General features: G+C 63.6%; 13 protein-coding genes. 2 read left to right on the forward strand and 11 right to left on the reverse strand.

Annotated features, from left to right (window positions below; all coding sequences use genetic code 11):
- Window positions 1-25 precede the first annotated feature (25 nt).
- The 8 genes from BLT98_RS12680 to BLT98_RS12715 all read right to left on the reverse strand — a co-directional run bounded on the left by BLT98_RS12680 (window position 26) and on the right by BLT98_RS12715 (window position 9,662).
- Window positions 26-1,387: a hybrid sensor histidine kinase/response regulator gene (locus BLT98_RS12680; protein ID WP_034786510.1), complete on the reverse strand. Its 1,362-nt coding sequence runs from the start codon at window positions 1,385-1,387 to the stop codon at window positions 26-28.
- 142 nt (window positions 1,388-1,529) lie between these two features.
- Entirely contained in the window at window positions 1,530-2,264 is a 735-nt protein-coding gene (locus BLT98_RS12685) for a 2OG-Fe dioxygenase family protein (protein ID WP_034786511.1), read from the reverse strand.
- Between the two features lie 103 nt (window positions 2,265-2,367).
- Window positions 2,368-4,404 (reverse strand): TonB-dependent receptor, encoded by a 2,037-nt coding sequence (locus BLT98_RS12690; protein ID WP_092608186.1) that lies wholly within the window; start codon window positions 4,402-4,404, stop codon window positions 2,368-2,370.
- Window positions 4,401-4,907, reverse strand: coding sequence for a DUF6702 family protein (locus BLT98_RS12695; RefSeq protein ID WP_092608188.1), 507 nt, complete (start codon window positions 4,905-4,907; stop codon window positions 4,401-4,403). The genes BLT98_RS12690 and BLT98_RS12695 overlap by 4 nt, the downstream gene beginning before the upstream one ends.
- A complete protein-coding gene (locus BLT98_RS12700) occupies window positions 4,904-7,279 on the reverse strand; it encodes a M1 family metallopeptidase (protein WP_092608191.1) in 2,376 nt (791 codons plus the stop codon). Before BLT98_RS12700 ends, BLT98_RS12695 begins: the two co-directional genes overlap by 4 nt.
- 162 nt (window positions 7,280-7,441) lie before the next feature.
- The gene (locus BLT98_RS12705; RefSeq protein ID WP_092608194.1) at window positions 7,442-7,903 is read right to left on the reverse strand and encodes a MarR family winged helix-turn-helix transcriptional regulator; all 462 of its coding nucleotides are present in this window, start codon (window positions 7,901-7,903) and stop codon (window positions 7,442-7,444) included.
- A gap of 101 nt (window positions 7,904-8,004) precedes the next feature.
- Window positions 8,005-8,823: a sugar phosphate isomerase/epimerase family protein gene (locus BLT98_RS12710; RefSeq protein WP_092608197.1), complete on the reverse strand. Its 819-nt coding sequence runs from the start codon at window positions 8,821-8,823 to the stop codon at window positions 8,005-8,007.
- Entirely contained in the window at window positions 8,823-9,662 is an 840-nt protein-coding gene (locus tag BLT98_RS12715; RefSeq protein ID WP_092608200.1) for a phytanoyl-CoA dioxygenase family protein, read from the reverse strand. Before BLT98_RS12715 ends, BLT98_RS12710 begins: the two co-directional genes overlap by 1 nt.
- A gap of 109 nt (window positions 9,663-9,771) precedes the next feature.
- Between BLT98_RS12715 and BLT98_RS12720 the strand changes: the two genes are divergently transcribed.
- A complete protein-coding gene (locus BLT98_RS12720; RefSeq protein ID WP_244517473.1) occupies window positions 9,772-10,731 on the forward strand; it encodes a LysR family transcriptional regulator in 960 nt (319 codons plus the stop codon).
- A 14-nt stretch (window positions 10,732-10,745) separates the two neighbouring features.
- Here the strand turns inward: BLT98_RS12720 and BLT98_RS12725 are convergent, their stop codons facing one another.
- The gene (locus BLT98_RS12725) at window positions 10,746-11,816 is read right to left on the reverse strand and encodes a M29 family metallopeptidase (RefSeq protein ID WP_092608206.1); all 1,071 of its coding nucleotides are present in this window, start codon (window positions 11,814-11,816) and stop codon (window positions 10,746-10,748) included.
- A gap of 280 nt (window positions 11,817-12,096) precedes the next feature.
- On the opposite strand from BLT98_RS12725, the gene BLT98_RS12730 reads away from it, so the two are divergent.
- Window positions 12,097-12,516, forward strand: coding sequence for a hypothetical protein (locus BLT98_RS12730; RefSeq protein WP_081345510.1), 420 nt, complete (start codon window positions 12,097-12,099; stop codon window positions 12,514-12,516).
- Window positions 12,517-12,728: 212 nt separating this feature from the next.
- Here BLT98_RS12730 and BLT98_RS12735 read toward each other — a convergent pair whose 3' ends face one another.
- Together BLT98_RS12735 and BLT98_RS12740 are read right to left on the reverse strand one after the other, a co-directional pair.
- Complete coding sequence (locus BLT98_RS12735; RefSeq protein WP_092608209.1) at window positions 12,729-14,243, reverse strand: hypothetical protein; 1,515 nt, start codon at window positions 14,241-14,243, stop codon at window positions 12,729-12,731.
- Entirely contained in the window at window positions 14,240-15,115 is an 876-nt protein-coding gene (locus tag BLT98_RS12740; protein WP_092608212.1) for a hypothetical protein, read from the reverse strand. Before BLT98_RS12740 ends, BLT98_RS12735 begins: the two co-directional genes overlap by 4 nt.
- Window positions 15,116-15,207: the final 92 nt, after the last annotated feature.

Here is a 15,207-nt window from a genome sequence, read left to right on the forward strand (position 1 = left end):
ATTCCATGCTGCGGCGCACAGAAATTCAGGCCTTGCTGCGCAGTGCCAGCGTAAACGTGCTGCCGGAACCGTAGTCGCTGTTGAAGAACAGCGCGCCGCCGATGGCGTTGGCCAGGTTCTGGCACAGGTACAGGCCCAGTCCCGCGCCTTCCACGTGGCGCGTGGAGGTGGAATCGAGTTGCGAGAATGCCTGGAACAGCTTGGCCTGGTCTTCTTCCTTGATGCCGGCGCCGCTGTCGGCGATGCTCATTTCCGTCACCAGCACGCCGTCTTCATCGCGCTGGGACAGGCTGATGCGCACCGTGCCCTGTTCCGTGAATTTGATGGCGTTGTTGAGCAGGTTGATGAGGATTTGCGTCAGTGCGCGGCGGTCCGTGTCGATGATGGCGGGCGGCTGGCCCGCTTCTCCCAGTGCCATTTCCAGCGCCAGGCCTTTTTGCTGGGCCAGGGGGCGCAGCGTGTCGGCCACGTCGGCCATCAGCTCCTGGCAGTGCACGGGTTCGATCGACAGGGTCAGCTTGCCCGCTTCGATCTTGGCGACGTCGAGGATGTCGTTGATCAGCGAGAGCAGATGGCGCGCGCTGGCGCGGATGGTATTGAGTTGCTTGTCCTGGTCGGACGTCAGGGGGCCGGGCAGTTTCATCAGCAGCGCGCCCGTGAAGCCGATGATGGCGTTCAATGGCGTGCGCAGTTCATGCGACATGTTGGCGATGAAGGCAGACTTCATGCGGCTCGCTTCGGCCAGTTCCAGGTTTTTCAGGGCGATTTCGCGGTTGATGGTTTCCAGTTCGGCCGCATGGTGCGCCAGGCGCATGTTCAGCTCGATCACCTGGCGTTCGCGCGCCTGCAGCTCGCCGTTGACCTGCACCGCCTGCTCATACGTGGAGATCAGCAGGTCGAGGATTTGCTGGCGTTCCGCATTGATGAAATGCTTCTGGTCGCCCAGATACAGGGCGATGCCGATTTCCACATTCTGGTTCTTGCGCAGCTTCTGGTTCATCAGCATGTGGCTGATGCGGTTGAGCAGATAGTCTTCCGCGTAGGGCTTGCGGATGAAGTTGTCGGCGCCGCACTCGATGCCGCGGATGATGTCCTTCGGATCGTTGAGCGAAGTGACGAGGATCACGGGGATGTCGCGCAGGGTCGGATCGGACTTGATGGCGCGGCACAGGTCGTAGCCATTCATTTCAGGCATGACGATATCGGACAGCACCAGGTGCGGCTTGCGCTCGCGGATGGCGGCCAAGGCCAGCTGGCCATTCGCCGCCACGCGCGCGTTATAGTGCAGGGACTGGATCAGGCGGCGCAAGCGCTCCGCCTGGGTCGGGCTGTCCTCGACGATCAGGATCTCGATTTCGTCAGGCTTGATTTGGTTGTTGGAGTCCACAGACCTCTCCTAGGATTTCAGTGTGGTGATGCTGGGCGCAGTGAGCGCACAATATCGACATCGTATGACTATATCGGATTTAGGTCTGCAAAAGTAACTTCCAAGTAACTATTTTGGCCACAGGGAATGCTGTGGCCGCTTGTCAGTTTTCGCCCTGGAACTGGCCTGCGCGATAGGTCAGCACGAGCGTATCGCGGTGGCCATGTTCGCCGATGGGCTGGATCGGCGTCGATTCATGGATCACGGCGGCATCGTCGAGCAGCAGCAGCGACCACGGTTCGGTCAGGGTAAAGCGCTTTCCGTTGGGGCCGTCTGCTTCGAAGATGCGCGTCTCGCCGCCCTTGACCTGTTCGCGCCCGATCAGCAGCACGGCGACGAAATCGACGCCGTCGCGGTGCGCGCCTTCCGGCGTGGGCCGGCCGATGCCATCGGTCGTATCGATGCGGAACTGGTGCGCCTCGATGAACCAGGGCTGACTGCCCTTCACCTGCGAGCAGGCGTCGCCCAGGGCGCGGATCAGCTGCTGCCAGGCCGCTTGCGCGACGATAGCCGCTTCGACCGGTTCGAACAGGCGGTGCATGCCGCCGTGCAGGGCGTTGTATTCCACCGGTTGCCAGTGCGGACGGTGCGCCGTCTGGGTCAGGCGCTCGCCATCCTGCACGAAGCACGAGTGGCGCCGGCGGCGATAGCGGCCGCCATCCTTCAGGTAATTGTCCAGCGCCAGGGTATTCCAGCTCGGCTCCAGCGCGCGCAGCGCGGCCAGCGGGCAGCCGGCCAGCGCGGCCACGTCCTGCGGGCGCAGCACGGCATAGCCGTCATCGCGCAAGGCATCCTTGACGTGGGACGGGTCGGTAAAGATCGGTGCGGAAGTGCTCATGGCGGTGCTGGCCGCAATGCGGCCTGTCTCAGTTTATCCAGCCTGGCATTCTACGACTTCGCGGCGTTTCCTGTGCAGTGCGACAGGAATTATTCTTGTTGAGTTAAAAATTCTTTACCAGGGTCAGGCGCAGCGAGCGCGATTCCACCGGATGGAAGTGGATGTCGTCGATGGGCTGCGCCTCGCCGGGCAGGCGCGAGGCATAGTAGTAATCGATGGCCGAGTCGCGCCGGTTGGCCAGGTTGTAGCCTTCCAGCTCCACGCGCAAGGTCTTGTCGATCTGGTAGGCGATGCGCCCGTTCAAGCCCATGCTGGCCGCGGAGCGCACGCTGTTGTCTTCAATCAGGGGGCGCGGACCGAAGTAGCGCAGGCGCAAAGAACCCGACCACGGCCCCGGCGGCGTCACCGTCATGGCCAGCTGGGCTACGCCTTCGATGGCGCCGGGGATGAAGTCGCCCGCCGGGTCGCTGCCGCGCGAGCGTGCGCGCGCATACGCCAGGTCCAGGTCCAGCGACAGCCAGCTTGCCGCCTTGTAGTAGCTGGAAAACTCGATGCCGTAGCGGCGGCTGGGGCGGCCCGCCTCGGTGGCGCCAGCGTCGCCGATGAACAGCAGTTCGGAATCGAAGTCCAGGCGGTACAGCGACAGCGAGGTTTGCAGGCCGGCGATGGCGGCGCTGCGCAAGCCCAGTTCCAGTCCTCGCGAGCGCGCCAGAGGCGTGACCTTGTCGGCCGCCTCGCCCGTCTTCGGGTCGACCGTGATGGTCGTGCCGCGCGCATCGTTGCTGTGAAAGCCATTGCCGATGTTGAAATACGCTTCCGTATCGCGCCACGGCCCGGCGATCACGCTCAGGCTGGGGCTGAACAAATGGTCGCTGGCCTTGCCTGAATTGGCGGCGCGGTCGCTGCGCACGTCGAAGCGGTAGGCGTCCGCGCGCAGGCCGGCCACGGTGCGCAGCCAGCGCGACCAGCGCGTGCTGTTTTCGCCATACACGCCGAGGCTCGATTCGACGATATGGTCTTGCCGCGTGGTTGACAGGATCTGCCGCTGCCGCGTGTTGTACAGGCCATTGTGGATATTGTCGTTCTGTAGCTGCAGGCCGATGGTGGTGTCGCTGCTGCCCCTGTCCGTGTGGCGGTGCCAGGTGTGGCTGGCGTTGATGCCGGACGTCACGCGCCGGTCCGGCTGGGCGAACTGGTCGCCGTTATCGGGGTCATCCATCGCATACGTGAAATTCGAGAACAGGGCCAGGCGGTTGGCGATCACATATGCGCTGACCCTGGACGACATGTCGTCCGTTGTCTGGCGCCAGGCGCCCGAGAGGCTGTAGCGCTGCGCCTTGCCGCCATCGCTGGCATCGATGGCGTCGAAGCGGCCCAGCGTGCCGTCCTGCACGGCGCGCAGCGGAATCTGGTCGGTGGCGTTCCAGCTGGCGTCATACGCCATGGCCGTGACGTTGAAGCCGTTGTTGGCATAGCCTTCGCTGTAGCGCAGCACGCCATTGAGCTTGCGGTAGCGGTCCGGCTGCGTGAACGGGCCATCGTTGTGCTGCGCTTCGAGCGCGTACAGCAGGCTGCCGTCGCCCGCATCGAGCGAATCGGCCAGCAGGGCGCGGCGAAAGCCGTTCTGCCCGATGCCCACGCTGGCGATGCCTTGCGTCAGGCGGTTCGCGTAGACGACGGACGCCGCGCCGGCCGAGGAGAAATCGCCTTGCTCCGCCGAATACGGCCCCTTTTTGTAGTCGAGACGCATGGCCAGCTCGGGGATCAGGAAGTTCAGGTCCGTCCAGCCTTGGCCGTGGCCATGACTGCGCTGGTTGACGGGCATCTCGTCGACGGTGGTGCGCAGATCCGTGCCGTGATCGAGATTGAAGCCGCGCAGGTAGAACTGGTTGGCCTTGCCCTCGCCGCTATGCTGGCTGACGATCAGCCCTGGCACTGCTTCGAGCAGTTCGCCTGGCCGGTAGCTGGTGCGCGCGTCAAGCTGCTGTTGCGTGACGCTGCCCGCGTTGGCCGAATCGGCCACGCCCAGCTGGTTCAGGCGCGAACCGTCGACCAGCACGCGCTGGAAGATGTCGTCGGCGTGGGCGGTAGCTGCGGAAAACAGGGCGACGAGGAGGAGGGGAAGATGGCGTAGCGTCATGGGTGTAGTGGGACTTGGCGGATCGGCAGTTCCGTGTTCTGGCGGTCGAAGATCAACGTCTGGATGCTGCCGCTGTCCTGCACGTTGAGGGTATTGCGCTGGCTGGGCAGGAAGTCGATCAGCAACTGGTTATGGATGCGCGTGGCGGGGGCCAGGCGCGTGCGTTCGATCTCCTGGAAAATGACCACGTTGTCGGCATTGACCTTCATGCCGACCCAGTTCAGGCGCAGGCGCTTGCCATCCGGCCCCACGAGGTAAAACTGTTTTTCGACATAGCGGCGCAGGGCCGCTTCACTGTCCTCCTGGCCCAGGTCGAACTGGCGCTGGTACAGGTTCGTCAGCAGCGCCTCGACGTCGTGGCCCGTGTAGGTGTGCACCACTTCCGTACTGCCGCTGGCCGCGTTATAGCTGATGTCGGCGATACCCATGTGGAAATTGTGGGCGCCGGCCGCCATGCTGGCGCAGGCCAGCGTGGCGGTGGCCAGCGCTCGCCAGCGCTTCATGCCTCGTCGCCCTTGGCCGAGCCGCCATTCTTGCCTTTCAATGGCGTATGAAAGTCGCGCATCAGGTTATCCTTGGGCGACTTCTCGCTCTTGAACAGTTCCAGGCGCGATGGCGTGATTTTTCGCGGCCAGCTATTGTTGCTGGTGTCGATGTCGGCCGTTTCCCAGTACGGGTCCTGCACCAGGCCCACCATCGGCTCGTCCGTGATGACGACCTTGGTGATTTTCTTCGGCGAGTAGCGCCACACTTCGGCCGGCACGCGCTCGACATACTTCTTGCCGCTTTTCAGTTCGATTTCGAGTATCAGCGGCATGACCATGCCGCCCACGTTCGACAGGTCGACCAGGTACAGGTGCTTGCCCTGTTTCAGCAAGTCCTTTTCCCACGGTTCCAGAGCGGCCAGCGCCTCGGCATAGGAGTTGCGGTCCTTGTTGGTCACCGTGAAATCGTCGTGCTGGTTGTAGAAATCCTTCAGCTCCGGATGCGCGTCGACCCGGCGCGGCATGCCCTTGTTGGCGCGGCTCGTGACGGATTCCGGCTGGGCGTCCTTCTGCGCCTTCTTCCAGGCCTTTTCCGTTGCCGGATCTTTTGAACTTACGCCGTATTCGCTGATGCCGTCGATGCTGATGTCGACCGGGTCGGTCGTATAGAACCAGCCGCGCCAGAACCAGTCCAGGTCCGTGCCGGAAGCGTCTTCCATCGTGCGGAAAAAATCGGCGGGCGTGGGGCGCTTGAATTTCCAGCGCTGCGCATATTCCTTGAACGCGTAGTCGAACAGCTCGCGCCCGAGGATGGTCTCGCGCAGGATGTTCAGGCCCGCCGCCGGCTTGGCGTAGGCGTTGTTGCCGAACTGCAGCAGGGATTCGGAATTGGTCATGATCGGTACCTGGTCGCGGCTACGCATGTAATCGACGATTTCGCGCGGTTCGCCGCGCGAGGCAGGGTAGTTTTCTTCCCACGCCTGCTGTGCCAGGTATTGCACGAAGGTGTTGAGGCCTTCGTCCATCCACGTCCACTGGCGCTCGTCCGAGTTGATGATCATCGGGTAGTAGTTGTGGCCCACTTCGTGGATGATCACGCCGATCAGGCCATACTTGGTGCGCTTCGAATACGTCAGCTCGCCCGTCTTTTTGTCTTTCACCGGGCGCGGGCCGTTGAACGAGATCATCGGATACTCCATGCCGCCCACGGGGCCGTTGACGGAAATGGCCGTCGGATACGGGTAGTCGATGCTGTACTTGTTGTACTGTTCTATCGTGTGCACGATGGCTTGCGTGCTGTATTTTTCCCACAGCGGATTGCCCTCTTTCGGATAGTAGGACATGGCCATCACATCGCTGCCGCCCTTCTTGTAGCCCTGCGCATCCCAGATGAACTTGCGGCTCGAGGCCCAGGCGAAGTCGCGCACGTTGGCCGCCTTGAAGTGCCACGTCTTTTGCGCGCGGCTGACGGATTTTTCGGCCGCTTCCGCCTCTTTTTGCGTGACGATGACGACGGGCTTGTCGCTGCCGCGGGCCTTTTCCAGGCGCTCGCGCTGCGCGGAAGACAGCACGTCCTGCGGGTTTTGCAGCTGGCCAGTGGAGGCGACGATATGGTCGGCCGGAACCGTCAGTTGCACGTCGTAGTCGCCGAATTCCAGGGTGAATTCGCCCGAGCCGAGGAACTGCTTGTGCTGCCAGCCGGCCGCGTCGTAATACGCCGCCATGCGGGGGAACCACTGCGCCACTTCGAACAGGGCGTTCTTGTCGTCGAAGACTTCATAGCCGGCGCGCCCGCCCAGCACCTTCTGTTCGTTGATGCGGTAATCCCAGTCGATCTGGAAGGCGAAATCCTGGCCCGGTTTCAATGGCTGCGGCAAGTCGATGCGCATCATGGTGCGGTTGATAACGTACGTCAAAGGCCGGCCATCGGCGCCTTTCAGGGCGCGGATATTGAAGCCGCCCTGGAAGTCGCCGCGCGCCAGTAGGCCGCGCAAGCCTTCGAATTTCATGGTGTCTTCGCCCGCCGTCCTGGCCCACGCCTGGCGCGACGGCGCCGTGGTCATGCGGCGCGCGTCGGAATCGGGCTTGTAGATATTCTGGTCCAGCTGCACCCACAGGTAGCCGAGGGTGTCGGGCGACTGGTTATGGTAGGTGATGGTGCCGCTGCCGGCGATCTCGCGTTTGGTTTCGTCCAGGGTGGCGCGCAGCGTGTAGTCGGCGCGCTGCTGCCAGTAGGCGTGGCCCGGCGCGCCTGAGGCGGTGCGGTAGGTATTCGGGGTAGGCAACACCTCTTCGAGCTGGCGGAACTTGTCGTCGAAGGGTTCGGCGGCGAAGGCCGACACGGTAAAGCAAAGAGCCAGCGAGGCTACGGAGCCGAAAGGTATGCGCATATTCACCCTGGTGTTGTAAGGAAATAGTGGCAACTATTCTATACGCAGGGTGAGGCCATCCATGTATCGATTTGTAATAAAGAAAGGCGGATTTTGCGTCAGCTTTTGCCTTGCGCCGTCAGGGCAATGCTTTACCTGATTTTGCTCGGAAAAGCGGCGTTTTTACTCACTTTTCATCAGGCTGTCGCGCAACTGGTTCAGCTGTTGTTTCATGTCCACAACTTGCTCCACGCTACAGTGGCTGGCCGTCAGGATGGCTTCGGGCAGCAAGGCTGCTTCATGGCGCAGCTGGTCGCCCTGTTCCGTGAGGGAAATGATGACTTGCCGCTCGTCGCTGGCGGCGCGCGTGCGCGTCAACAGGCCCGACTGCTCCATGCGCTTGAGCAGGGGTGTCAGAGTGGCCGAGTCAAGGAACAGGCGCTCGCCCACTTCCGACACCGTCAAGCCGTCGCGTTCCCACAACACCATCATCACCAGGTATTGCGAATAGGTGAGGCCGAGCTTGCGCAGGAGCTTGCGGTACAGCTTGTTCATGGCAAGCGAAGTCGAGTACAGCGCAAAGCACAGCTGGCTGTCCAGGCGCGGCACCTGGTGCAAGGGGCTGGGGGAGGTGGTGGTATCCATGGGCACAGTATATATAGCGCGCTACTTAATGACAAGCATGGCTGGTATGCACGCGTGCACCGGACCGGCTGGCCCGGTGCATGGAGAGTGCCTGTGACGAACTACTGCGCGTAACGCGCGCGCAGCAGATGCAGCATGGCGACGTTCTGTTCCCAGGCATCGCTCACGGGCTGCTGCGTCCAGGGCAGGGTTTGCGTGTACGGCGCGGGGCCGAATTCCGGCGTGAACGTCATGCGCTCGGCGCCGGCGGCGCGGCGCAGGGCGACGATGGCGTCCCACCAGGCCAGGTGGGCATCGAGCGCCGGTTTCGCTTCCGGCGCGCGGAAGTCGGCTACCTGCGGACCCTGCGCATGGCCCACGCGGGCATGCACGTGGCGCACCAGCGGCAGTACTTGCGCCAGCGTCTGCGGCTGGTCTTCCAGCAGGGATTCGCAGGCGCAGCACCAGTGCGACAGGTCGGCCGTCAATGGCAGCTCGGGATACTGCGCCAGATAGGGCAGCAGCAGCATCGGGTGGCCGGAAAAGCGGCTGCGGTGGATTTCATGCACGATGGGCACGCCGTGTTTTTTCGAGATGGCGGCGGCCAGGTAGATCAGCTGCGCGTTTTGCGCCTGGCTGTAGTAATCCTTGCCCGTGTGGGTGTTGACCAGCACGGGGCGCGCCAGGCAGGCGTTTTCCAGCAGTTCCACCAGGGCGGCGCGGTGCTGCTCGAAGTCGCTGTGGAACACGGTTTCCCACTGCGCGGCGATCAGCCGCAGTCCCGCCTTGGCGATACGGTCCGTCCACTCCTCGCGCAGTGCCGCGTCCAGCGGCAGCGACATTTCGATGCCGTCGAAGCCGGCCGCCGCTACCCTGTCGATGAAGACGTCGGGCGCCAGCTCGTTATTGCCCCAGTGGGCGGCAAAGACGTCGATGCGCATCAGACGAAGCCCCGCACGGGGAAGGTATCGTCGCGCTGGATCCAGTTGTGGGCCGCGTATTCCGTCTGGCCGTCCGTGGCGTGCAAGGTGTAGGCGTGGCGCGAGACGGGCGAGCGGTTCGGCGCGCTGTAATGGGGCAGCAAGCCGTGGAAGCAGACGAGGGCGCCGGCCTTGACTTCGAGCGGGACGGCCGTACTGTCGTCGGGCCAGGGCATGCTATCGAGTTTTTCCACGCGCACCTGGTCGCCGTTGCGGATGAAGCGTTCGCGCAGGGGGCCGCGGTGGCCGCCCGGTTCGGCCCACAGGCAGCCATTGTCCAGGGTGGCGTCTTCCAGCGCGAACCAGAAGGTGGTCACGCTGACTGGCGTGGTTTCGAAATACGTGGCGTCCTGGTGCCAGCGCACTTCGCCGCCGATGCCGGGCTGCTTGAAAATGTACATCGATTGCCAAACCTGCGCGTCCGCCAGGCCCAGGTCGCGCGCCACCGCGGCCAGTTTTGGATCGGCGGAAAAGCTGCGGAAGACGGGATCCAGGTCGTGCATGGCGTGGCCGATCTTGTTGATCGACAGGGACTTGGCCTGCTTCAGCTGGCCGTCGGCACCAAACGCCTCTTCCTCGAAGAAGCAGCGGATGGTGTTGTCGGAAGCGAGGAAATAATCGTTGGTGTTCTTGGCCTGGTCGCGCGTGGTGAAGATCGATTGGCTGACGCTGGGATCGAATTCGTTGACAATCTGCTCGGCGCGCGCGCGCAGGGCGGCGATTTCGTCCGCACCCTTGAAATCGGGCAGGATGATGTAGCCGTCGCGTTGGTATTGTTCTTGTTGCAGGATTGTCAGCATGGCGGCGGCTCCGGAGGTCAATGGAAAGCGCCATTGTAGGATGGGCGAGGGCGGCAAACAATCGCCCAGCGGTTGACAGATTGTCGCCAAAACGATGACAATCTTTGACATGGATCAATTAAAAGCGATGGAAATCTTTGTCGAAGTGGCGCGTCAGCGCAGCTTCACGCTGGCCGGGCAGCGCCTGGGCCTGACGCGGGCCATGGTCAGCAAGACCATCATGCAGCTGGAAGAGCGCTTGCATGCGCGGCTGCTGCACCGCTCCACGCGCGAAGTGAGCTTGACGGATGCGGGCCGCGCCTATCTGGCGCCGTGCATGGCCACAGTCAGCCAGGCGCAGGAGGCGGCGCGCATGGCGGCGCACGTGGCGCAGGCGGGAGCGGGGGCGGAGCTGGCCGGGCCGCTGCGCATCCAGGCGCCATCGAGTTTCGGCAGCGCGTGGCTGGCCGATGCCGTCGCCCGTTTCAGTTTGCTGCACCCGCAGGTGCAGGCCGAGTTGTTTGTCGACGATGCGCTGCTCGACCCGATACGCCACGGTTTTGATTTGACCATCCGCGTGGGCGGCATCCCGGACAGCAGCGCGCTGGCCATGCGCCCGCTGGCGCCGTGCCGCGCCGTGCTGTGCGCCAGCCCCGCCTACCTGGCGCAATGGGGCGTGCCGCAGACGCCGCAAGACTTGTTGCAGCACCAGTGCCTACATTTCAGCCATCTGACGGATGGCACGAACTGGCATTTCCAGCGTGGGGAAGGCGGCCAGCAAGAAGCGGTGAGCGTGCGCGTGCAGGCGGGCTTCACGGCGAATAACGGCCTGGTGCTGCACCAGGCGGCGCAGCGGGGGCTCGGCATCGTCTACAGCACCACGTTTCTCGCCTGGCGCAATCTGCTCGATGGCAGTCTGCTGCCCGTGCTGTCCGGCTGGGACCTGCCCCTGAATCACCTGAGCGCCCTGTATCCGGCCAGCCGCCAGCCGTCGCCCAAGGTGCGCGCGCTGATCGATTTCCTGGTGGCCGAATACCAGCCCGTGCCGCCGTGGGACCGCGAGCTGGCAGCGGCAGGTTTTTTCAGCTGAGGGTCAATTGAGGCTCAGTTGAGCGCGAGGGGTTCCACCGTCCACGCGCCATCCGCGTACACTCTTTCGTCGTCGAGGTAGACGGCTTCGGTGACGGCGAAGATGTCGACGTGGTAGCGCGCATCCTTGCGCTTGAATTGCGGCTTGGCGTAGACGCCGTGCTTGGCGCCCAGCGACAGGTGGATGCCGCACATGCGCTCATACGTGCCGATGTCGTTGACCAGCTGTTCGCGCGAAAAGGCGCGGTTCATGCCGAAGCCCAGTTCGCGCACCCACACTTCGCCTTCGTGCGCGCGGATGATTTCCAGCATGGCGGTAAATTCCGGCGTGGCGTGCTCCGTGCCCGTGACTCTGCCCTTTTCGATGATCAGGGTGATCGGCGTGTCGGGGCGGTTGACCATGAAGTGCGTGTCGCCGAAAACAAAGATGCGCACGCGGCCATTGACCGCTTCCAGGTCCTGCGCTTCCGTAAACACTTCGCCCAGCGGGAACTGGCCGCCGATATTGTTCATGCCGCTGTAGTCGCCGATATTGAGCTTGGCCGATTCGAACGGCGAAGCAAAGACCAGCTGCTCGCCGCCGCTGTCGACCATGCCGTGGCGGGCGCCGTCGATGCGCGCTTTCAGTGCATGGCCCACGCCCCGGTAGTAATCGGGATCGTACGCCAGCGAAGCGATGTAATGCAGCCCCTGCACGCCGGGCATGCGCGACAGGTGCACGTGCTCGATGACCTTCAGGCCCCGCTTGAACAGCTCGATGCGGATGCGGAACGCTTCCAGGCGGAAGCTGGTCGACTGGATCAGCACGACGAGGCTGCCGGCCGGCAGCTCGGCAAAGGCAGCCAGCACGGCATCGGGCGTGACATCGTCGAAATCGATGAAGGTCGCGTCGGGCAAGGCCTGGCGATACGCTTCCGTCAACACGACATTGAGCCAGCTGCGCTTGTCGCAGACGATCAGGGACGGTTCATCCGGGCGGTGGCAGATGGCCATGGCCAGCAGGTCGGCCACGTTTTGCGCGGCCACTTCGGTGGCGGCGGCGCTGATGGCGTCGAGCCGGCTGGTGTCATTCTCGGGAAGCGTCATGGTGCGGAGGTGGGGACGTGAAGTAATCGCAGCATTATAAGGCGATTGCCGCTGGGCACACCATTCCCCATCCGGCGGAGGACAAGCGGCTGCCGCGTCCCTGATTATCTTGTGTAGTGCTTTACGGCAATGTATTATTTGACAAACAGCCTGGAAGCGGCCCGGCGCAGCGGCAAACGCGCGCATGCGCATGGCACGCTTTCAGTGATGCAGGGACAACAAGCCAGCAGGCGATGACTAAGAGTGTGATGTGATGAGCATAATCGGACAAGATATTCCCATGGAACGGCCGGATACGGATGGGCGCGCCGCCGTCTTCGTTCCCGTCACGGGCGTGAAGGAAGATGTCCTGTTGACCATACGCAAGGGGGCGGCCATCGTCGGCTTCGCCAACCACGACCGCACCATCACCGTTTATTTTGAAAGCAACCGTTTTGACGATCCCGTCCTGGCCAAGTGGGAGCACAAGGCGCGCAAGGCCTACGACCGCCTGGTCGACAATGCGCCCACCGTATCGAAACTGACCACCAGCCCCGCCAATTTCGAGCAGATCGGCTATATCAATGGCAAGGGCATCACCATCCGCCGCATGGAAAGCCTGCAGCGCTGGCTCGCGTATTCGGATGCGATGGAGTCTTGCCCGGCAACGGATATCATTCCGCGCACGCTGATCGCCAAGCCCGAAAGCGTCAAGGTGTAGGAGCGGTTGATACAACACCCTCGGTGTTGTTGCCTGCCCTGCATTTACCTTACTGTACTGAAGTACTGTCTTCGGGGCGGCGCCTAGCCCTGAGCATTTTCTCAGCCGCTCCTGGTGTGCATACGGGAGCCAACGATGTTGTCGGATTACGCAGGGCTTTGCCCCGCTGATCCGACCTGCGCGACCTACGCCTGACCTCGCTCACGCCCCCATCACACCACGACGATATTCGCCTGCGCCTTGAGCGGACAGGGCAGGGTGTCGTCGAAGGTGATTTCGATGGCGCTGGCGATGAACATGCCGCCGATGTGCTGGGCCGCGATTTCCGGCGGCGTGCCGGGCTTGGTCAGGTTGACGTCCTGGGCGAAGACGAAGACGCGCCAGGTGCCGTAGACCTTCTGGTCGTATTGCAGCAGGGTGCGGTAAGCCCGCTTCAAGTCCAGGCTGCCTGCGTAGACACCATCGTTGGCGCCCGGGTCGAAGCCCAGGCCGTCGTCGGTCAGCGATTCCACGAAATACAGGCCCTGCGGCGCCTGGAACAGCACGAAGGCATACAGCTCCGTGCCGCGGAACACATTGCCATTGTCGCGCTTGAAGCTGGCGCGTATCCACAGCGGTTCATAGGCTTGCACGACGGCGGGCGTATCCGTTTCCACGGGCCCCGCCACATGGATGTTGACTTGCGTTTCGGTGACGGCATGCTGGTAGGTGGCGCCCGTCGTGAAGCGTTGATACTCCCAGCTGATGTCGGCCGTGTAGGGCAAGCCCGCGTTCGGCGCTTCGGGCAACACCCATTTCGCCACCACGCGCTCGGCCAGGGTCAGTTCGCCGGCGGCCGGTGGTGTTGCTTCCTGGCCACGCCAGAACGGATCCGCGATATCGGAGCAGGCGACGGCGATGGCGCCCGAGGCGATGGCCGAGGCGACGCCCGCTACCGTGAATTCGGGCTGGCCCGAGCCGGCCCCTTCCAGCGAGCAGCAGTCGACGCTGGGATCGGTTTCCTCGAAGGTGCCGCCCACGCTGAAGCTGGCCTTGCCGGACCCGAGTGCGGCTGAAATGATGGCCACCAGCGCGGCGATGATGGCAATGATGATGGCGAGTATCTTCCACCACGGGTCGGCAAACGGCAGCTCGCCATGCGTGCCCGCGTAGGCGGGGTTCGGCGTCCAGACGAGGGTCATGCCGGTCGGCACGATCGGTCCCAGGCCGGGCGGGCAGCGGCACGCATTTTCCCCACCTTTGCCATCCGTGCCCCTGCTGCCCCAGCGCTTGCCAGGCAGGTGGCCTTGCGGCTTGGACAGTTCCAGGGTGCCTTCCTCGACCGTGCACGTGTAGGTATTGGTGGCGCTGTCGAAGCGCGTTTGCGAGACGAAGATTTGCTGGATCGAGCGGCGCGGCGCGTAGCCGTCCGCCTTGGCGACGAAGCTGACGAGGCGCTTGCCGGGCGCCGCATGCTGGAAGTCGGCATCCCACATGACGAGCATGGCCGCGCCGGCGGGAATGCTGGCAAAGAAGAAAGTGCGCGCCACGGGCACGATGCCGGGGTCGCCCACGCTTTCCAGGTACACCGTGACATTGTTCAGGGCGCTGCCGGACATATTGGTGACGTGGGCGGCGATGCGCAAGCCATAGATGGCATTGTCGAAGATGCCATCGGGCAGCATGATATTGGTGACGGGCTCGATCGCGAACGGCCGTGTCAGCACCTGCAGGGGGGTATCGCTCATGATGCTTGCTCCTCGGGGCTTTGCTGCTCTTGAGCTTGCTCTTTCTCCAGGTCGGTGACGATATACGTGATGCCGCCCATGACCTCGCCGTCCTGGCTCTCCAGCACGCGCAGCAGCGCATACTGGCGTGGCGGCAAGGCTTCGGCGCGCACGCTCAGATATACGGCCTGCGCCTGGCCGCGCGGCACTTCCAGCGCCAGCTTTTGCTCGCCAGGCGCATCGCCATTGCAATGGGGCGTGCGCGCCAGGCCAGCGACCAGGCGCGCGTCCCTGGCCGGCTGCCATCGCTCAAGCCCCAGGGTGGCCAGCAGGCGCTCCGGCAGCTCGCCGCCCTGCTCGATCTGCAATTCCACTTTTTTCGTTGCGCGGGGCAGGGCCGCCACCGCGATGCTCAGCAATTGCGCGCGCCTGGCTGCCAGCACCACGGTGACATTGCGCTGGGCGATCTGCTCGTGCTGCTTGGGCTGGAAAGGAAAACCGTTGGGCAGGGGATCGGGCAGCGGATTGATGTCGCCCGGGCCGTGGGCGACGGCCAGCAGGCATTCGTGGCCGCCATTGACGATGACGGGGACCCAGGGCACCAGGCACAGCACTTCCTGCGTGGCGCCGGGCGGCAAGTCCGCAAAGGCGGAGCCGATCTGCGTGGCGGCGCCGACGGCGATCTGGCCGGAAGGGTCGGCCCAGTAAAAGTCCACGCGCACGCCGTTCGAGGCGCTGTTGCCCGTATTGTGCACGCGGCCCCACAGGTAATTGCTGGTGCCGGCGATGGGCGCGCCGGGCGGGCCATTCGGATCATTGCCCGGCACGACCCAGATATCGGCGCTGTCCCACCACGAGGGCTGGCCGTCTTCGATGATCAGGTGGGCTGGCATGGCGTTCTCCTTGTCCTTGGCCGGTGCTTGTAGCTTAGACTGCGGCGGCGATTCAGCGATTGATCAGCCTCAAACCTGCTGAAATACGGCAG

The sequence above is a fragment of the Janthinobacterium sp. YR213 genome, from assembly GCF_900099875.1.
GTDB classification, from domain to species: domain Bacteria; phylum Pseudomonadota; class Gammaproteobacteria; order Burkholderiales; family Burkholderiaceae_D; genus Janthinobacterium; species Janthinobacterium lividum.